A 19,186-nucleotide genomic window follows, 5' to 3' on the forward strand; every position below is an offset into this window, starting at 1 on the left:
TTAAAGCCTCAGTTTATCACGTGATTTTCGCGATCTATTCGGGATAGTATATGAGGGCTCACTTAAGAACTTTGTTTTTTATCGTACTGAGCGTTGCGCCATGTCGTGCAATGATCTATGACAATAAGTTTTTGCCTCTCGGTCCATATCGCTTTTCTCGTAAGTACACCGATTCAACTATTGCTGTTCCTCAAGCATTCGCTATTACTGGCCATGAGTCTCATAGTGTTACTCATGAAGATGTCGCGCTATTTGGTCTTTATGGAAGTTATAATCTCGCTGCAGTGAGTAATGCATTAGGAGATGTTGGATCACCAAATCCACTGCGTAGTGAATGGCGTACGGCGACTATTCCATGGCGTATGGATGGAAAGGTCCAGGGCGGTGGTCTTGCTATTGCGTATAATCAGCCGCTAACGGATACACTTTCGTTTACTGCCAATACGATGTTTCTGCATATGAGATCTCGTATTGATTTTACGTTGCTGACAGGTTCAGTGACTCCAACACACGTAAAAGAGGGTTCTGGTAATATTGGAGAGTTGGATCGAACGCGTCGTCAGGCGAATGATTTTTTGGGTATCACATCAGAAGTTGCAAGTGAAGCAGGTTTTGGTGATTTGGATGCTAGTGTTCGATATGGTAAAAAGTGGGATTATCCAAGGAAATTTAAAAGCATTGACGCAGGTGGGCGGTTTGGAATTATTTTCCCAACCGGTGTTCGTAGGCATTATAACAATGCAGCCTCGCTTGCATTTGGAAGTGATGGGCACTATGGAGTCTATTTTGAGGGTGACGGAGAGTTTGAGCTTAAGGAAGACATCAAATTCAGTACTTTTGCGCGTCTTACTAAGCGGGTAGGCCGTGAATTGATGCATCGTGTTCCTACGCAGCAGTGGCGAGAAGCAATTAATTACGGAGCAATTGTTGGCAAATTTAAAGTGGATCCTGGCGTTGCTTTGACGTTTGGTGCCAAGGTTGCACTTGAGGATATAAATAGAGGCTTTGGAGCGTCGGTTCGTTATATCTGGACTAAAAAGTGGTGTGATACTTGGACTGACAAACGAAGTGATCAAACTGTTGCATTTGCCAAGAACAGTATGGAATCTTTTTCTCGGTTTACGTCTGAGTATGTAACGATTGGTGCATTTTACGATTTCAGCAAACGAGTAACGGTTGATGATACAGGTCCGCTGATCTCCCTAACATGGGACATTCCCACAACACAGCTTGGGGGTGAGGGCGTTGCTGCCATTAATCGAGTAACAGTTGGTGTAGAATGGGATTTTTAAACAGAGAGAGATAGGTCATGGAACAAGAAAAAATAAGCAAAGAACCCCCTAAGAAAGAGCGTAAATCAATGAAAACCTCTTTTTTCCCAGCGCGAAGATTATTTGGGTTTTTCTCAAATGATTTAGCCATTGATTTGGGTACAGCGAATACCGTTGTATATGTCCCTAAAAAGGGTATTGCATTAAACGAACCATCTGTTGTCGCCGTTCGCGCAGATGCAACGCGACAAGTTCTTGCAGCAGGAAAAGCGGCGAAAGAAATGCTCGGGAAAACACCAGAGACAATTGTTGCATGCCGTCCAATGCGCGATGGCGTCATCTCTAATTTTGAACTGGCAGAAAGCATGCTTAGTTACTTTATTCGCGCTGTACAGGACCATCGACGCTCTCTTGTCCGCCCTCGTATGGTGATAGGTGTTCCTTCAGGTATAACTGAAGTAGAACTCCGTGCTGTTAAAGATTCTGCACGGCAAGCTGGAGCCCGCGAAGTCTTTACCATTCGCGAACCAATGGCAGCTGCAATTGGGGCAGGCCTAGATGTCCAAGAACCTTCAGGCAATTTGGTTATTGATATTGGCGGCGGAACAACAGAAGTTGCTATTATATCTTTAGGTTCAGTTGTGTTCTGGCGTTCTATTCGCGTTGGTGGAGATGAAATGGATCGCTCAATTGTGAACTATGTCAAACGCAAATACAACCTGCTCATCGGTGAGCGCACTGCAGAACAAGTCAAAATCGAAATTGGATCAGTTGGGCTTGAAGGTGAAAAAAAGAGCATGCAAGTCAAGGGACGTGACTTAGTTACAGGTGTTCCAAAAACTATCACCTTGACCAGTCTCGAAGTAAATGAAGCGTTACTTGAAACGGTTAGTAGTATAGTTGAAGCTGCGCGTGTTGCTCTTGAAAATACTCCACCAGAGCTTTCATCTGACTTGGTCGACCGTGGTATTGTTATGGCAGGTGGAGGATCACTCCTCAAAGGACTTGATGTGCTCCTTACAAAAGAAACAGGATTACCTGTTCGTATTGCAGAAGATCCACTCTTGTGTGTCGTTAAGGGCGCAGCGCGTGTTCTAGAAAATCTAGACAAGTATCGCGAAGCGTTAATGAAATAGCTTATGCGCAAGCCTCAGTTGGGTGGTATTACCGTCAAAAAAAAATACGGTCAGCACTTCCTTAAAGATCAGTCGGTGATACGTAGTATTATTTCTGCTGTTGAGCTAACAGATGATACATCTGTATTTGAGATAGGGTGTGGTGAAGGTATTTTAACGCGTGCAATCTTACAGACACCTGTCAAACGATTGTGGGTATTTGAGATTGATCAAGAATGGGCTGAGTATGTACGTACGTCAGTTACAGATGATCGCATAACGATCTTTAATGAAAACTTTCTCGATGTTGATTTGTTTGGGCGGTTATCTGAACACCAACCCTGGGTATTGCTTGCCAATCTTCCATATCAAGTTACGTTTCCGATTTTGCATAAGCTTCAAGCGCATCGTTCTTTGCTCAAAGAAGGTGTGATTATGATTCAGGAAGAGGTTGCGCAAAAGATTCTGAAAACATCAGGACGAGGGTATGGATATCCTTCAATTTTTTTCCAACACTATTTTATATGGAAAAAATTAGATAAAGTTCTGCCGTCGGCATTTTATCCACCACCAAAAGTCGATTCGCGGTTGTTGTATTTTAAGCCAAAGCCAGATCCAGGACAGATTCCACGAGAAGAAGAGTTTTGGAACTTTATCAAGCATTGCTTTAGGCAACCGCGGCGGACGTTGCGGAATAATCTTCAACAAACACACTATGATGTAGGTATGCTGTCGGATAAAGAACTTTCTTTACGTGCGCAACAGATGAGTAAGGATGATCTGATTACGATTTGGAAACGATTGATTACGGTATGATCGGTATACTGATTTCATCCTCTGTAAAGCAAAGGCCCTGCGCCTGTCGTTTTCTTGCGCCGCTTTGTTGTTTAGGATGATAGACCGCAGGACGTGATTGGACTCGGGCAAGATTCCTTCTTCTATGTCCTTCTTTTTTAAGAGATTCTCCAGGTTTACACAAAGCAGCGATTGTTTGTAGTTGTCCAAATGCTTTGAGCTCTATGAATGATGTTTCCGTGTGCTTCAGGGATGGTTTTGTTCTTATGCGCATAATGTTTCTTTGTGGATGAAGTTCAACAACAAGTTTTTGCCCTGTTTTTTGTGTCTCTAGTTGTTTGATGATGGCAGGAGTCACAGCTGCAAGGGGTGCCGGATAGAGAGGAAAGTTTTCTCGGTAATGTGATGCCCCCCCGCCTAAAAACCAGAGTTCGGTATGGCCTGGGCTGTAATTCCTTTTTTTGAATTTTTTATGACCGTGGGGATTATAGGCAAGGTCTTTAGCCGCTTGTTGATTATCTTTATATTTTGAACGTGGTTTATAAAAGTATGCCTTAATCTGTACTTGTGTTACATAGTCGGGCACGGTGAAGTTTGACCGTGAATGGAAGCTTCGTTTTGCAAAAAACCGCTTAAATGAGAAGAAATCTTTGGTTTGAATTCGATCGAATGTAGAATAAAACACGTATACTTTTTTAAAGAGAGTATCTGCAACATACTTATCAGTTTCACAACAAATAGGGACACCTAACATAACGGCTTCATCGACATATAGATCATGTGATTGTTGTTCTTGTCGAACTTTTCCGAGGTTGAGCATAATATTTCCACCATGGCTATACGCCACGATCCTGAGTTTTGGTTGTGTGCCGTATCGATTTGTTAATTTTTTTATTTCCCGTGCAAGGCTATCGTATAATAGTTGTGCCTCTGCATAGCGAGTGCTTGCGCTTAATAATCCTGACCAGCCGAACGTATAGTAAAGATTGGTAGTTGGTGTGTCGTTAACGGTTTTAGTTACGTAATCATAGAGGGATGCGACGGCACATGCTCCAGACGGAGCTCCACCGGGATGTGCTTGAACTGGTTTGAGCCCTAACCCTTGCATTGCTTGATTGTGTCTAAAGAATGGGTCGTTGCGTACTGCAGCGACAGCTCGATCATATGCGGAATCTTCTACATGATCACGCATCACATTGAGCAAGTCACTTGTACAAAACCTAGGCATTACAGCTCCGTGAATAAAGATTGTCATCCATACGGGGCATTCCCTCGGTGCTGGGTTAGCGTAGATTGATGTGGTGATCCCTACCATGGTGTAGAGCATCCATATGCATGATGGACGGCCCTTATTCATAATGCTCCTTTATATGATGCGGACGGAAAGAAGCGTATCATGCCCCCTCATTTTAATATAAGCATGCCAGGAGCGACTCGTGCAAGGGTTTTACTGTTTTATTGAATGATATGGGGGTGTTTCTATAGGATACATGATGAAGATTCATCAATGGAATAAGGAGGGGTCATATGATACTAAAACGCATGAGAGCGTGTCTTAAGCTTATTGGTCAATTTACAAAAGTCCTTATTAATATGACATATGGTATGTGGAAGCTGTCGCGGCTCAAAGAGCCACGGGTTACTATTTTCGGTGGAAGTAAAGTTGGTCAGGGACATGTGTACTCGCGTAAAGCAATGGAGCTGGCACAAAAACTTGTTGATCATGGTATTTCCGTGTTGACGGGTGGTGGGGCCGGAGTTATGCAAGCAGCGAATTGTGGAGCTATTAGCGACGGCACCAAAGAAATACGAAGTATGGGCATTGGATTGAAAAGTTTTGGCGATGACATTAACCAATGTGTTCAAGATTATGTGTTGATGAATCATTTCTTTTCAAGAAAGTGGTTATTGATTAACTACTCGGTTGGCCACGTATTTTTCCCTGGCGGATTTGGTACACTCGATGAGCTATCAGAGGTGGCAACACTCATTCAAACCCATCAATTGGCATATAGTGTTCCAGTGATTTTGATTGGTGTAGAGTATTGGAAACCTTTGCTCGAATGGGCAAACAAGGCCGTATCGGAAGGACTCTTAAAAGAGAAAGATAGAGGCGTGCTTGTTGTGACTGATGATCTTGATGAGGCTCTGCGTATTTTAAAAGCACGATGCGATGTTGTAAAAATGAGCACATAAAGTTGCTGTGGGATGCGATATAGGAGGATGTATGAATTCATTCTTGCTTGTAGGGGTTGGTGGCTTATTCGGAGCACTTACTCGCTATACATTCTGGGAGTATGTTCCCATGAATATTTTGGCGAAAGTGCTTGTTATTAATATGGTTGGCTGTATGTTGACGAGCTTCATGTTTGCGTTTTATGGACATGATAACCCTGTCACACTTTTTGCATGTGTTGGTTTTTTTGCCTCATTTACAGTTATTTGGCGTTTTATTCATGAGGTTGTTGAGCTGTGGGTGTACCAGTCTGCAGCAGCGGCATTACTCTATATGGTACTCATGAATCTTGGTTGCATGCTTGCGGTGATGCTGGGACGGGCCCTGGCAGTGAGGGCAATGCTCTGATTGCATGGAGAACGCATTCGAAATGGTGTGGCTCGGAAAACAGAACACTGTTCATACCGACTGAACGTGCGGCAAGAACATTGTCGGCCTTGTCATCAACAAAGATTGTTTGTTCTGCTTTAAGATCAAACGTGTCTAAAAAGAGAAGGTACATGCGCAGATCCGGCTTATGAAGATAGGTATATTCAGGCATTGGCATAAAAAAGCCATCGAAATCGTCAAAGTAATCTGGGTACAATTCTTGAAATTCTTTGAATGTTGTTGAGCCAATGTTGGAGAGAAGATAAATTTCAAACCCGCGCTTTTTAAGTTCTTTGATTAGTTCAAATGTGCGTTTGATCGGAATTTGACAGTTGGCAATGCGATTGCCTTTATCTTGGAACTCTTTAAGTCCGGGATGAATTGTTCCGAGATCATTGAGCACTTTTTCACCAACTTTACCGCTTGTTAGCGCACATATAATTCTAAAGGTGACTTTTGGGTTTAAAATGATGTTCCAGAGCCGTGGAGTCGTAAAAAAAAGTAAGAGAGCATTGGCAAGCATAGTAGGATAATCTGGTTTAAAGAGAACATGATGGAGATCAAACGCAAAAACTGTTTTATGTGGCCGTGCGGGACGAAGCGCAGTGAGATTTGATGCTTGATCTCGTTTGTACCAGGAGTATGCGGTATCAGTTCCGAATGTGGTAAGGCCAGTCATAATGGTTATTGGATTTGTTCCACATAGATATAGCATTGCGCCTAGAGTATTATATGCGTGTGTGCTGGTGTGAATGAAAAACGTCATTGCGGTGAGAATAACGATACGCTTCATACTCCTCTCCTCGAGCAAGATTACTTTTTAAGTAATCGTTTCAAATCGATTTCATAATATGATGTCACCACAAAATCGGCGTATTTTACTTGTTCTGGTTTGTTTGCGGAGTTCATACCAATACAAAACATGCCGGCTGCTTTTGCGGCACCAACTCCTGCAGCAGAATCTTCAATAGCGATGCAGTGCTTCGGAGTTAAGCGTAGTTGTTTTGCAGTGTACAAGTAAACAGCTGGATCTGGTTTACATGCATTATTGACGCGGGAGATATTATAAATATGTTTTCCAAAGAAGGTGTCGAGCTTAAGTTTTTTGTTAGTAACTTCCACTGTTTCATCAGATGCATTGGTGGCAATACCTGATTTGAGTTTGTATTTTTGAGTAATTGTTTGATGAAAATCTACAAACCCTTCAACAAATGAAATTTGCTGCTCATACAAGACATTAGCGATATCCACGAGCTCACGTACTAGTGATTGTACGCTCTCTGGGCGTTTGAGTTGATCTTTGATGACGTGGCAACATGGCTCGAGACCAGAACCACAGGTTGCGTCTAGGATGATGTGGATGGTTGTATCAGGAATTGAGGGATCCTTTTTTTTAAGCATTTGCTTAATGGCATCCTCCCAGATGTGCTCGGTTTGCACAATGGTGCCATCCATATCAAAAATGATTCCTTCATATTTCATGATCTACCCCCTAAGTTCCATATTTTCATCTCTTTGCTATACTCGTCCTATATCACAATGAACCCCATTTTTCACGGTTACTTGAGTATAGATTATGATACAACTAAAACGATTCCAATACCTGATATCGTCTGGCGCTTTCCTTAGTGTACTGGCTTTAGCGGGGTATTTTAAAGTAAGTTACCTTGTTGGGTCAAAAAATGCTTTTCTATCAGGAACAGAGATTGTCAGCCCTCTTGCCGGTTGGTTTGGAGGATTATGGTGTGTTGGAGGACTATTTCTAGGGCGCTATCTTCTTTCAGGTCTTTCAATCATGGCATTTCTTCTCCGGCGGTTGCCGGGTTTGTGTGGTGCGCTTTGTTGGGGAACTACGAATCGTATTGTGCGTGTTGGTATTCCGGTGGGGTGTATGATTCTTTTTCATCTGCATCCAATTGGGCGTATGGTTTCACCGTACACCTGGTATTGGTTTATTCCTATTATCGTATATGGAATTCGTTCGACCTCTGTGTTTGGATTATCACTTGCTAATACGTTTGTATCCCATGCCGTTGGCTCTGTGGTGTGGTTATATACCATGCCCATGGCAGCGGAATATTGGTGGTTTTTGATTCCAGTAGTTGCAGTTGAGCGTTGCGTAATCGCTAGTTGCATGGCAGGGCTGGTTAAGATAAGTGCGTTTATTCAATTGAAACTTCGCATGAACAGAACATTACGGTATAGTGGGCATCGCATTCGGTCTACACACACGATCTAGAGGTTGAGAGGATGGTGAATCACATCGCATTAATTATGGATGGTAATCGTCGCTGGGCGAAGAAACGAGCTTTCGTTCCATGGCGTGGCCATCGGGAGGGTGTTGAAGCGGTGCGTCGAGTAGTGGAGTATAGTGCCAACCGCAATATCAAGCATCTTTCTTTATATGCGTTTTCTTTGGAAAATTTTAAGCGATCCAAAGAGGAGGTTGGTTACCTTTTTGATCTTGTATTAGAGTTTGCAAAAGAAACATTACAGGAATTTATTAAAGAAAAGATTCGAGTTCGATTTGTAGGTGATCGTTCCTTATTCCCAAAACATGTTCTTCCTGCACTGGAAGAATTAGAAGAACAAACAAAAAATTTCGATCGATTATCGGTTCATTTTTTATTCTGTTATGGCGGACGTCAAGAATTGATAGCGGCAGGGCGTTGTCTTGCCGATAAGGTTCAGCGTGGTGAGCTCGCACCAGAACATGTGACCGAGGATACATTTGTGTCGTGTCTATGGACGCATGGGATACCTGATGCAGATCTCATTATACGAACGGGAGGCCAACATAGATTGAGTAATTTTTTGCCATATCAAAGCACCTACAGTGAGTTGTATTTTACGGACATGTTCTGGCCAGATATTCAGGCGCGGGATCTTGACGCTGTGTTGGAATGGTATGAACAGGTAAAAAGGAATTTTGGTAAATGAAAACCGTCTGCATGCTAGGTGAGGGGGCATGGGGGACAGCGGTGGCAACTGTACTTGCGCACAACGGCATCAAGGTAAAGCTATGGTGCCAGGATCCATCAGTTGCCAACTGCATCAAAACTCAACATCGTAATGAGCGTTATTTCCCATACTTTGCATTGAATTCACTGATAGAACCCGTTACTGATATCAAACAGGCACTTTCTGGTGTAACGTATGTATTTGTATCAACGCCGGTTAAGTATTTTCGATCAGTGTTAGAACAAGCAGGCGATTCAATCTATGAAGATCAAATATGGATCTGCTTGAACAAGGGAATTGAAAATGAGACGCTCTTGTTCCCTTCTCAAATCATAAACGATGTGTGTGATTGCTCGGTGCGAACTGCTGTTTTGGCCGGTCCTAGTTTTGCATATGATCTAGCTGCCAAGCGAGTGACGGCAGTGACTATTGCTGCTGATGATTGTGATTTAGCCAGTCAAATCCAAGGACTTATGGCTAATGAATATTTTCGACCTTATACCACTGATGACATAGTAGGCGTACAGCTTGGTGCTGCATTGAAAAATGTTATGGCGCTTGCTGTTGGTATTGCTGATGGTGCAGGTATGACTGACAATACGACGGCATTTCTGTTAACACGAGGTATTTCAGAAATTGCTCAACTAGTAAAGCGACGAGGTGGTCGTATACAGACTGTATATGGGTTATCAGGTATAGGCGATACGATTATGACAGCAATGAGTAAATTAAGTCGCAATCGTCAGGTTGGTTTGCTTTTGGGGCAGGGTAAGAGCTTGGCAACCATACAACAGGAACGACCGGTTCTTCCTGAGGGAATCAATACGGTGCGTTCTATGTACCAGATGATGGAGCGTCATGGTCTTGAGTTGCCGATTTGTCATGGTGTGTACAACATAGTATTTCACGGTTCAACGATCCATGAGCTGGTTGCATCACTTATGGCGCGGTCTTTAGAGCCAGAATGTTAAAAAAGAGTCCCCGGAGGGACTCTTTTTATGCTTTGTATGTACTTAATTTAGTCGTGTGCTGATAAAGAGAGATTGCCGTGGAGTATTTCTGAATTTTGTACAAGTTCACGCATAGCTTTAACTGTTGTTCCGAGTTGCATCCATGTTGTTTCATCAAAGCTTTCAGCCTCTAGTGCTTCTAACAGGTTTGCTGCTTGATCTAAAAGTTGCGCCCATTCTTCCGCGTTCTTTTCGGTTGCGTCACGATGAATACTGAATGATATTTCGAGAGTATTGATTTCATCTCCCTTATCGCGTAACTCTTGTGGTATTCCAGCGCATGCGTATGATCCAATTAGGGCAATTGCTAGTAGTTTCTTCACAGTCCGCTCCTTATAATAGTGGCGTCTAGATTAGATGCGGCGAGTGTAGCACAATCGGTTTAGGAATCAACTTGGAGCTGTACCGAAAGCGGTTGTGTCAGATCAACTAGGGATCCGGGAAGTGGTTTTTGGTCTAGTACAAGACAAGACCGACACACGTGATTAGCTCGTGGTTCTTTGCGATGCACAATGGTAAGTTGTGCTTGGTAATTTCCCAGCAACTCTTTGACCTCAGACAGTGGAATATTTTTGAAATCGGGAAACAGACATAGAGCATGTGAGCCGTCGCTGATGTACACATCAACCGTATGCGCATCCAGCAACATTCCTGGTTCTGGTGATTGTCCGATGCACGTGTTTTGTGGGTGGTGGCCTTTGAGTGGGTAATATTTAGGTCGTAAGCCATGTCGCTTACAGTAGTCGTCTATGATCTTTTTTTGTTTTGTTTGAAAGTTTGGGGTTATTTTTTTTGGAGGTTTACGCGATAGAGTTAGAAAGATTGGTTGGTTTTGTTTGATTCCGTGGTGTGCTGCGGGGGTTTGCTCAAGAACGGTTCCTTCTTCGAGGTCTACCTCTTCTCTGTATCCTGTAATTCTGAACATCAGGTTATGTTCTTCGGCAACCTGGGCTGCTTGTACCAATGAAAGCCCAATCACTTTTGGGGCATCATATTCTGGGACTGAAAGCATGCTATTGAGTAGCTGGTATCCCAGGGCAAAACATAAAAATGGTAATAACCACAGATAATGAGATAGGGTCATGTAACAGCTCCTTACAGGAGTGTAATGATACACAGAGAGTCAGTTTTTGCTACTACTGGAAGGTTACAACAAGGACTTGGTAGACCTATAAGCCGGATTCTGTGCTGTAGCGCAAGCTACATCGACAACCATTTATCTATGCGACATACCCGCATGAGTAACGGAACGAACAACCATCATGCTGCTTTGTCTTGCTCCCAGTGGGGTTTGCCCCCGTTCAGATTCACATCGGAACGTCGTGCGCTCTTACCGCACGTTTTCACCCTTACCATTCAGAGAATGGCGGTTCTTTTCTGTGGCACTTTCCATAGGGTTTCCCCTCCCTTGATTGGTCAAGCCTCTCAAGGCACTGCGCTCGTTAGGAGTCCGGACTTTCCTCCTACCAGCCCTAAAGGGCTGATACGCGATTGTCCAGTCTACCGGGTCCTTGGTACTGTCAAAGGAATAATAAAACGGTGCATTAACACCATCACTATAACGTTACCACAAATCATATAACCCGTATACCGGCCTAAAACAGGACTATGAGTGAGCCATGGTCCGAGCACAAGTTCGCGTAGTGTCAGGCTGCAGATTAGGGCACCATAGGGGATGAGCTGTGCGTAATTGACGGTTTGTTTTAAATGAAGGATAAGTAGCGTAATCGGAATAAGGTATATCCAGGTCACTCCAAAACGCTCATAGTACAAAAATGATTCACATCCAATGAGTATGAGTAACGGAATTATCAGGTAGGGAGAGCGACGAAAAAAAACGCATAACATGTACCAACACGAAAGCATCGCGCTGTATGGATATGCGTAGATATGTGCAATGGTGGTATCGCATATAAATAAGAAAAAGCCTAAAAAAAAACCTGTTATGCACGTAACAATCATAGTGCGCAGCACCTTAATTTATGAAGCATATGACCCAGTGAATCTATATTGACAATTCAAGTTATTCAAGTAGTTTAATCTCGTTGTTAATCACATAACATTCAAATGGTAAGGGAGACGAGATACCATGAGAAAGTTACTTTTATCAGTATTGGGATTAGCTTTGCTCGGTGGCGCGATGTATGCCGGACCTAGCGAAGACGAACGTACTGTAGAACCGAGAGAAGAAATTCCCACATTGAGAACCCAAGGATCTTTTGAGCACGCTCTTATTTCCAATACCCGTTGGATTAAGGGAAATAAGATTAAATCAGCTTCCATTGCAACCTTGGCTGTATTGCTTTACATGTATGGGCCAAAAGGTGTTCTTGCTCTTGCTAAGAGCGTCAACAGCTGGTGGTGCGGATGCCCAGTAGAAGTTGAAGAATGTGATGAGGCAGTAGAAACAGCAGAAGTGGTGAGCTAACACCGACTGTTCATCAAGAAATTTGAAAAAAGGCCGCGAATTACAGCGGCCTTTTTTCATGAGTGGGTTTCTTAATCATGCGCATTATACGTTACTTTTTTGTTATAGCTGCGTTGAGCGTTGCATGTGCGTGGGGCATGTTTGTCTTTTTGCTTCATTCAAAAACAGTCGATTTTTCCCGTTTAACACACTATGACCCAGGACGGCCAACTATTCTTCTGGATGATGAAGGCAATGAATGGGCTCGGTTTCAATATGATAAACGTGAGTTTATCGGTATTGATAAGATGCCAGAGCACGTTATCCATGCATTTATAGCAGCTGAAGATCACAAGTTTTTCACGCACTCGGGTATATCATACAAGGGTATTGTGCGCTCTATCTTAGTGAACCTTTACCATCGTCGCTATGTACAGGGTGCCTCCACCATTACACAGCAGCTGGTGCGGCATCTTTTTTTTGATCTGAAAAAAACGTTTAAACGAAAATTGCTTGAACAATTTTATACAGTGCTGATCGAACGACAATTTACAAAGCACCAAATTCTTGAAGTATATCTGAACCATATCTGCTTTGGGCACGGAATTTATGGGGTTGAAGCCGCATGCCAGCGTTTCTGGGATAAATCAGTAACCGATATCTCGATTGACCAGGCAGCAACACTGGCTGGTATTATCCAAAATCCAGTCAGGAGAAGTCCGATTAATCATCCTCTCTCGGCGCAACAACGTCGAAATACGGTTTTGCGTTCCATGTATAGGTTATCTCTTATTACTGATATTCAGTATGCGCAAGCTATTGCGAAATCAGTAAGCGCTCGTGATCAAGATGCGCAAACCATTGCTCCACATTTAAAGGAAGAGATACGGCAGTTTCTTGAAGAGAGATTTGGGCGGACTGCATTATATGAGGGGGGACTTACTGTACAAACGACCATGAACAAAAAAACACAGGCGTTGGCGCAGCGGTATTTTACCAAACAGTTTGAAGAGCTTCGAAAGAAAGTTCAAAAAGATGTTGATGGCGCATTGGTTTCGATTGATCCGCAATCTGGTGGCGTAAAAGCATTAGTAGGGGGGGTTGATTTTGGTCGTTCTAAGTGGAATCGTGTGCTTCAGGCACGGAGGCAGATGGGATCAACATTTAAACCAATTGTATATGCTGCAGCGATTGAACAAGGCAAAACCTTTGCCGATACCGAGATGGACGAAGCATTTACACGTGAAGATCACAATAAACTATGGCAACCAAAGAATGTGACAAGACGGTTTGATGGTCAAATGACGCTTGCATACGCGCTTTCACATTCCAATAATATTGTCACGATTAAGACGTTGCTTGATGTTGGTTGCGAGCGTATTGCAGAGTTGGGAAGGAAGTGCCGTTTGAAAAATGTTCCAGTCTACCCATCAATTGCGCTGGGATGTATTGATGCAACTCCGTTTGAGAATGTTGCAGTATTTAATATCTTCGCGAATCACGGTGTTTATGTTGAGCCACATTATATTAGCTGGGTCAAAGATAGGTGGGGTAAAAAAATTTACCGGCATCAACCGGTCGAAGAACGTATCTTCAGTACTCGCGTGAGTGATCAGGTTGCAAAAGTCCTCAGTATAGGCATGGAGCGGAAGCGTAGGATCTATCCTCGTAGTTGGATATCATGTGAAGGAATTGGTAAGACAGGAACAACCAATGATTGTCGTACTAGTTGGTTTGTTGGATCCACACCAACGTTGACGACTGCGCTTTATGTGGGGTGTGATGATAACCGGTCAATGGGGGATCGCGTGTATCCAACAGCAACAATCTTCCCAATTTGGTTGCGCTTGAACCGTGACATTGATTCATCTAAAAAAACATTCGATTTTGATCCATCGTTACAAGAACTATGCATTCATTCAAAAACAGGATCAACAACTATAGATCCAGATAACCCAGAGGCGTACACAATTCTTGTGTGACGAACAATTGAGTTTGTAAACAAAACTCTGATAGTCTGGAGCACGGACTGCGTTGTCGATAAAGGAGTAGGTAAATGAAAAAGATCCTTATAGTAATCGTTATGGCATGTGGCGTACTGATGGCCACAGAGGAAGATGAAAATAAGTTAAATGGGTTCATCTCATCAATTGGCAGCAGTGTTTCAGGTCTTGGGGGTATGGGTGAGGGGATGGGAACCATGGTTGGTGTTGTTGCGGAGAAGTACAAATATAGCCTTAAGCTGCTGAATGAGTCGCCAATACCGCTTAATGTAGCAACCTACAGAATCACTCCAGCTCTTGGTGCAGATGTCTATACTAATGATCTGTTGAATGAAACAACCGTTGTTGCTGGTTCAGATTCTGGTGATTTTTTTAAGGATCAACAATTAAAATTTACCATCAAGGTTCGTGAAAATAGTACATCGGGTCGTGAGTTGCTCATGCGTCGTGAAACAGAACTAGGTGATACGGAAGCAGAAGGATACTATGATACAAACTATATCCGTGGTTACGTGCATGGCGGTGATATTCGTGTTGAGTATCTAGGACCAATGATTCAGGATACAAACTTTGTAGGTACGTTTTATAACAATACCGATGACCAGGTGAAGGTAACATTTCAAAAAGGTGTAAGGACTTATAGCAATATTTCGTTAGACCCTCATTCATTCAATTTAATTAATTCAGATGAAGAAGCTCCTATTCGTCCATCCGATGGGGAACAAAGAAGTCTGCAGTTTAATAGTAATGGTGTTACTGTCACTAAACCTATCTCTGCAGAGGGTATCTCAGGTGTTCCTTATATATATGAGATTTATAAAAAGGATGGACAGCTTAATGTACATCTCCAGGGATTTACACTAGGTAACTTTGACCAAATGCCACTCAATGCTTCTGGGCAACAAGATCCTTCCCGGTTTCGTGATGTGAATCCGGTACCATGCAGTATCTGGCTCAAATCTGCTGTTCAGGGTATCCCGCCTGCTGAAGGAGAAACAGCACCATTGTATTTTGATGAGCCATACGAAACCTGGGCTATCTACAAGACCAGTGACTACTCAGTCCGTGTGAAACTTGAAACAGGGAAATCAACTGATTTTAATCTGATACGTCCAAGCATTGAACAAAAAACAGGCATCCTTTACGTTGTTCGTGTTTTCGGTTCTTCAAGCCAAACACAATCGTTTCTTGATCGGCTAGCCCGTGGCGATGTGGGGTTTGATTCCCCATATGTTGATGCAACCCGTATCCCTAGAGGTGATATAACGCTTTCGCTCTTTCCGAGTGATGCTGGATTGATTGAAGACGGAGGAGTAAAGGCTGCCCTTCTCATGACCGATGTTTATTTGCCGATGGGAATTGGTTCTTCTCGCATGTATTATATGATTGAACCTACTATTTTGCAGCCGGATGATCTTGCACTTAAGATAACAGAATATCTTACTGATGAATTCAGAACACAGGCAATTGTTGATGAGATTAAAGCTGCAATTCCATCCTGGATTATGGCATATGCACAATCTCAGTCAACGCAACCTATTCAGGACTATCTCCAGGGGAAATTGATTAATAGCGCGATTCCTACTTCGATCTTAACTGGGCCTCTCAGTGTCAAAAACTACCCAGCATTGCGCTTTGCAGGTATGAACTTTTTTGCGACACCAATAGAAGGCATAGATGTCGTTGAACACGTTACGGCTTAACAACAAGCTTCGTGAGATGTTGATGTAGCTTCATTATCTCGTGACCACGAATCAGTAAGGCATGGTTTGCTCGTTGCTTAGTGTAGGCTCGTGCATTGTGAAGTTGATGGTCATTATTTTTTAGCTCAAGCGGAATAATACAACATTTTTTTTGAAAGAATGCTAACTCGGCAAGTGTTCCTGCTCCAGCGCGTGAAAGCACATAATCCGATGCACAATAAATATAATCAAGATGCTTTCGGAATGTGAAGCAGTAGGATGGGATGTTGTAGTTACTGTAAAATGTGTTCCATGTGTTGACGTCCTGCGAGCTTCCAACTTGGTGAATGATCTGTACCGATGCATGCACATAAGGATGTTGATGGATCCATGCATGTATCAATTGGTTAAGTTGTAGCGATCCTTGTGACCCTCCTAGAATGGTTATTGTGAATCGATTCTGATCTAGCCCTAACGATGCGCGCGCGGTACGAGGGTCTTGTTGCGTGTGGTGGAGGTGGTACTTAACAGGGTAGGGCGCTATGGTGCACGACCGTTGCAAGATGGTTTCAGTTTCGTGATACGTGATGTTGATTTTATCTGCAAAACGTGCGAGTAGCTTGATAGTTGCTCCAGGTTGTACATTGACTTCATGTAGTTCGATTGGAATTCGTAGCAACCATGCCGCCATGCAAACTGGTAGTGCGACCAGGCCCCCCGTTGTGTGTAGACGCTGTGGTTTATGTTTGCGAAGTTGTGTGAAGCTGATCCACCATGATCGGATCATGCCCAAGAAAAACCATGGCCATTTGAAAGGGTTACGGTAAGGAATTCTTCGTGCGGTTGGTAATGGGACATGATGTATTGCACCATGTTGTTGCATGATAGAGCGGTCAAGAGACGCGTCTGTTGTAAAAAAGATAATCGTTTGACGAGGTTCGTGTTCACGAAGATTATCTGCAAGTGTGATGCATGGAATAATATGACCACCGGAATGGCCCGCGACAAAGCAGGTTGTTAATGGCGCTTGAGGAGCTTCTTGCATAATGCTCTTTCATGTTCGTTGTGTGCAAGTGAGAGCGCCTTATTGGCGTACTCACGGCTTTCTTTTTTATGTTTTAACTTTTTGTGTGTTAATGCAAGATGATGATTAATGTGAAAATCATTGGGAGTACTGATCGCAAGCTCTTCCAAAAGAGCATGAGCTTGTTTATATTTCTTCTCTCTCATCCAGATGATGGCCTGTGTATCAAGAAAATGAGGATTGTGAGTTTCATCTCGCAAGGCAGCATCGAGGTGCTGTTGTGCTTGTTTGATATTTTTGCCATCGGTTGCGTAATAATATGCTAAAAGATTATGCGTTGCCTTATGTGCTGGAATAATCGTGAGCGTTTGGTCAAGTAATGTTTTCATGTGAGTGAAGTTTCCAGTTTGATAATGAATTGCTGATGCTTGGTACAAAAGTGATGCTTTGAGATGGGGATCTTTGGCTGCGGTAATCATCGACTCAAGGAGTGTAAGCGCTTTTTTCGGAGCATGTGTTCGTAGATAAAGGTCAACAAGATACAGTTTTGGCACAACAGCGTTCGGGTGTTTTTTTGAAACTCGTTGTAGCGTAGTCATGAAAATATGGTTCAAGTTTGCTGGTGCTTCTGCTCCGCGGACTATTAGGTGTCCCGCTTTAAACCAGAGTGGGTTCTCAGGCTCCTTGTTCATCCAGCTTTCTAGTAAAGAAAATGCATCTGTTAATTGATTATTTGTTGCTAATGCATTGACCTTAATAAGGACCATTTTGTTATTGGGTGGTGGTGAATCTTTGTGCAATAGTAGTTGTGCAATCTGATGTTCTACAGATGGGTCTGGTCCAGTTAATTCAAGGAATGCGGTATAGCCACTCAACGCTTCTTTGATGCGGCCTTGTTGTTCGTGAAGCAATCCTAATAATAACCATCCTTTATCAAAGAGTGGATGAAGAGCTACACTTTTTTGTGCATCCTCTAATGCCTGCCTGTGGTTTTTGAGGGTCATCTGGATTTGTGCTCTCAGAAAGTATAATAGGCAATGACGGGCTTCTTCGCGCGAAACCGTTAGGTAGTCATCAATGAGCTGCAATGCTTCCTTGGGATTGTTGTGTTGTGCATGTTCGGTTGCAGCATAGAATACTGTTTCAAAATGATGAGGATTTTTATTTAAAAGGGCAAGTGTCTTTTCATATGCGGCATCTGAATTGCCAACAAATTCGAGCGCCTGCGCATATTGTAGTTGTAATGCGTCATCATGTTGGAAGTGGTGGTCAAGTTGTGACATAAGCATAACAACAGCTTGAAAACGATGCGTAGTAAAGAGGTAATCAATAAATCCCTTATATACATCCGGAGATTGCGCATTTTGAAGTGATTCTTGAAATGCGTTAAATGCCGTGTTGTCATTGCCAAGTTGATTATTGTACTGTGCCCAAAGTGCAGAATGGTATGACGGTACATACGCATGAAGGGAAAGTATAAGACAGCTACATGCAAAGCTTAATAAGACAGATTTCATGGGTGCTCCTGGTTACAACATTTAATCCGAAATGCTTTCAATACTGAGCGTAGCTGTTCGTCAGTAATAGTTTCAAGAGCTGCCAATTCCTTGGGTGAGAGTGTAATGGTTTTGTCCTCCTTATGTATCTGAGGAACAATGTTTGGTTGTATTGTTTGTTTTCTAGCAACGGCTTTGAACCGAAGGTGTGTGATGCGCGGCGCATCCAAATGTTCATTGATGGTCGCAAGGAGAACAGGCGTAAGTAGATAGAGTTCTTGCAGCCAGCTCGGTTCGTAGGCGCCGATCGTAACAGTATTATTGTTGACGTGTACAAGACATACGTGCTCGCTTAATTTTCCCATAATGGTATCCCACTCGGTTATGAGTTTGCTTTTCCATGAGGGAGTAGTGTGTAAGAACTTTTGTAATGTTTGCTTGATATGGAGTGTCATAGTTTTGTACCATTGCCCGGATTTATGTCGCCTAACTATAGCGAACTTACTGAAGGAGAACAAAGTATGAAGAAAGATTTTCAGGTACTTTCAGACACCGCTGATTTTAAGTTGCGTGTTTTTGGTGCGACTTTGCATGATGTTTTTCGCAATGCTCTCGTGGGTATGTTTCAGGGTATGAGGCCGCAGTCAGATCTCTGTGTGTACACTGGAAATCGATTGAGCTGTAAGGACTATATGGGTCGTCATGAATTTGATGTTGATGGTTCCGAGGTGAGTTCATTGTTAGTTAATTTTTTATCGCACGCGCTGTCATTATCTGCTCAATATAATGAGGTGTATTGCGATGTTACTATCTCGTC

Annotated in this window: 20 protein-coding genes and 1 other RNA gene; 12 read left to right on the top strand and 9 right to left on the bottom strand. The window is 42.9% G+C overall.

The genetic code is table 11. The features are described 5' to 3' along the window. The first annotated feature begins 50 nt into the window (after positions 1-50). The 3 genes from JW872_01960 to rsmA all read left to right on the top strand — a co-directional run bounded on the left by JW872_01960 (position 51) and on the right by rsmA (position 3,202). Entirely contained in the window at positions 51-1,292 is a 1,242-nt protein-coding gene (locus JW872_01960; GenBank protein MBN1549405.1) for a hypothetical protein, read from the top strand. 68 nt (positions 1,293-1,360) lie between these two features. Further along, on the top strand, positions 1,361-2,407 hold the full coding sequence (locus tag JW872_01965; protein ID MBN1549406.1) for a rod shape-determining protein: 1,047 nt from the start codon (positions 1,361-1,363) through the stop codon (positions 2,405-2,407). A 3-nt stretch (positions 2,408-2,410) separates the two neighbouring features. After that, positions 2,411-3,202, top strand: coding sequence for a ribosomal RNA small subunit methyltransferase A (rsmA, locus tag JW872_01970; GenBank protein ID MBN1549407.1), 792 nt, complete (start codon positions 2,411-2,413; stop codon positions 3,200-3,202). Here the strand turns inward: rsmA and JW872_01975 are convergent. Further along, positions 3,192-4,538: a hypothetical protein gene (locus JW872_01975; GenBank protein MBN1549408.1), complete on the bottom strand. Its 1,347-nt coding sequence runs from the start codon at positions 4,536-4,538 to the stop codon at positions 3,192-3,194. The genes rsmA and JW872_01975 overlap by 11 nt on opposite strands. 170 nt (positions 4,539-4,708) lie before the next feature. Here JW872_01975 and JW872_01980 point away from each other — a divergent pair, with 170 nt between their 5' ends. Beyond that, positions 4,709-5,377, top strand: coding sequence for a TIGR00730 family Rossman fold protein (locus tag JW872_01980; GenBank protein MBN1549409.1), 669 nt, complete (start codon positions 4,709-4,711; stop codon positions 5,375-5,377). Positions 5,378-5,408: 31 nt separating this feature from the next. Then, a complete protein-coding gene (locus JW872_01985) occupies positions 5,409-5,765 on the top strand; it encodes a CrcB family protein (protein MBN1549410.1) in 357 nt (118 codons plus the stop codon). Here the strand turns inward: JW872_01985 and JW872_01990 are convergent. After that, positions 5,698-6,579, bottom strand: coding sequence for an HAD-IA family hydrolase (locus tag JW872_01990; protein ID MBN1549411.1), 882 nt, complete (start codon positions 6,577-6,579; stop codon positions 5,698-5,700). The genes JW872_01985 and JW872_01990 overlap by 68 nt on opposite strands. Before the next feature lie 20 nt (positions 6,580-6,599). Next, entirely contained in the window at positions 6,600-7,268 is a 669-nt protein-coding gene (locus JW872_01995; protein ID MBN1549412.1) for an HAD family phosphatase, read from the bottom strand. A 94-nt stretch (positions 7,269-7,362) separates the two neighbouring features. On the opposite strand from JW872_01995, the gene JW872_02000 reads away from it, so the two are divergent. The 3 genes from JW872_02000 to JW872_02010 are packed head-to-tail and all read left to right on the top strand — an operon-like array spanning position 7,363 to position 9,718. Continuing rightward, positions 7,363-8,025 (top strand): hypothetical protein, encoded by a 663-nt coding sequence (locus tag JW872_02000; protein ID MBN1549413.1) that lies wholly within the window; start codon positions 7,363-7,365, stop codon positions 8,023-8,025. An 11-nt stretch (positions 8,026-8,036) separates the two neighbouring features. Continuing rightward, positions 8,037-8,726, top strand: coding sequence for a di-trans,poly-cis-decaprenylcistransferase (uppS, locus tag JW872_02005; GenBank protein ID MBN1549414.1), 690 nt, complete (start codon positions 8,037-8,039; stop codon positions 8,724-8,726). After that, on the top strand, positions 8,723-9,718 hold the full coding sequence (locus JW872_02010; protein ID MBN1549415.1) for an NAD(P)-dependent glycerol-3-phosphate dehydrogenase: 996 nt from the start codon (positions 8,723-8,725) through the stop codon (positions 9,716-9,718). The genes uppS and JW872_02010 overlap by 4 nt, the downstream gene beginning before the upstream one ends. A 47-nt stretch (positions 9,719-9,765) precedes the next feature. Here the strand turns inward: JW872_02010 and JW872_02015 are convergent, their stop codons facing one another. The 3 genes from JW872_02015 to rnpB all read right to left on the bottom strand — a co-directional run bounded on the left by JW872_02015 (position 9,766) and on the right by rnpB (position 11,264). Further along, complete coding sequence (locus JW872_02015; protein MBN1549416.1) at positions 9,766-10,080, bottom strand: hypothetical protein; 315 nt, start codon at positions 10,078-10,080, stop codon at positions 9,766-9,768. 59 nt (positions 10,081-10,139) lie between these two features. Further along, positions 10,140-10,841, bottom strand: coding sequence for a PASTA domain-containing protein (locus tag JW872_02020; protein MBN1549417.1), 702 nt, complete (start codon positions 10,839-10,841; stop codon positions 10,140-10,142). A 72-nt stretch (positions 10,842-10,913) separates the two neighbouring features. Continuing rightward, positions 10,914-11,264: RNase P RNA component class A (rnpB, locus tag JW872_02025), an RNA gene on the bottom strand. A 582-nt stretch (positions 11,265-11,846) separates the two neighbouring features. Here rnpB and JW872_02030 point away from each other — a divergent pair. From JW872_02030 to JW872_02040, 3 genes are all read left to right on the top strand, one after another. Continuing rightward, complete coding sequence (locus JW872_02030; GenBank protein ID MBN1549418.1) at positions 11,847-12,185, top strand: hypothetical protein; 339 nt, start codon at positions 11,847-11,849, stop codon at positions 12,183-12,185. Positions 12,186-12,262: 77 nt separating this feature from the next. After that, a complete protein-coding gene (locus JW872_02035) occupies positions 12,263-14,146 on the top strand; it encodes a PBP1A family penicillin-binding protein (protein MBN1549419.1) in 1,884 nt (627 codons plus the stop codon). Between the two features lie 74 nt (positions 14,147-14,220). Further along, positions 14,221-15,870, top strand: coding sequence for a hypothetical protein (locus tag JW872_02040; protein MBN1549420.1), 1,650 nt, complete (start codon positions 14,221-14,223; stop codon positions 15,868-15,870). Here the strand turns inward: JW872_02040 and JW872_02045 are convergent. From JW872_02045 to JW872_02055, 3 genes are read right to left on the bottom strand one after another with little or no spacing between them, the layout of a single operon-like run. Then, entirely contained in the window at positions 15,860-16,894 is a 1,035-nt protein-coding gene (locus JW872_02045; protein ID MBN1549421.1) for a UDP-N-acetylglucosamine--N-acetylmuramyl-(pentapeptide) pyrophosphoryl-undecaprenol N-acetylglucosamine transferase, read from the bottom strand. The two genes, JW872_02040 and JW872_02045, sit on opposite strands and share 11 nt — an antisense overlap. Next, positions 16,867-18,390 (bottom strand): tetratricopeptide repeat protein, encoded by a 1,524-nt coding sequence (locus JW872_02050; GenBank protein ID MBN1549422.1) that lies wholly within the window; start codon positions 18,388-18,390, stop codon positions 16,867-16,869. The genes JW872_02045 and JW872_02050 overlap by 28 nt, the downstream gene beginning before the upstream one ends. Next, complete coding sequence (locus JW872_02055) at positions 18,387-18,824, bottom strand: DUF721 domain-containing protein (GenBank protein ID MBN1549423.1); 438 nt, start codon at positions 18,822-18,824, stop codon at positions 18,387-18,389. Before JW872_02055 ends, JW872_02050 begins: the two co-directional genes overlap by 4 nt. A 66-nt stretch (positions 18,825-18,890) precedes the next feature. Between JW872_02055 and JW872_02060 the strand changes: the two genes are divergently transcribed. Then, positions 18,891-19,186 (top strand): archease (locus JW872_02060; protein MBN1549424.1); only part of this gene is annotated, 296 nt, incomplete at its 3' end.

The organism is Candidatus Babeliales bacterium, assembly GCA_016929235.1.
GTDB lineage: Bacteria > Babelota > Babeliae > Babelales > JABCYS01 > JAFGJD01.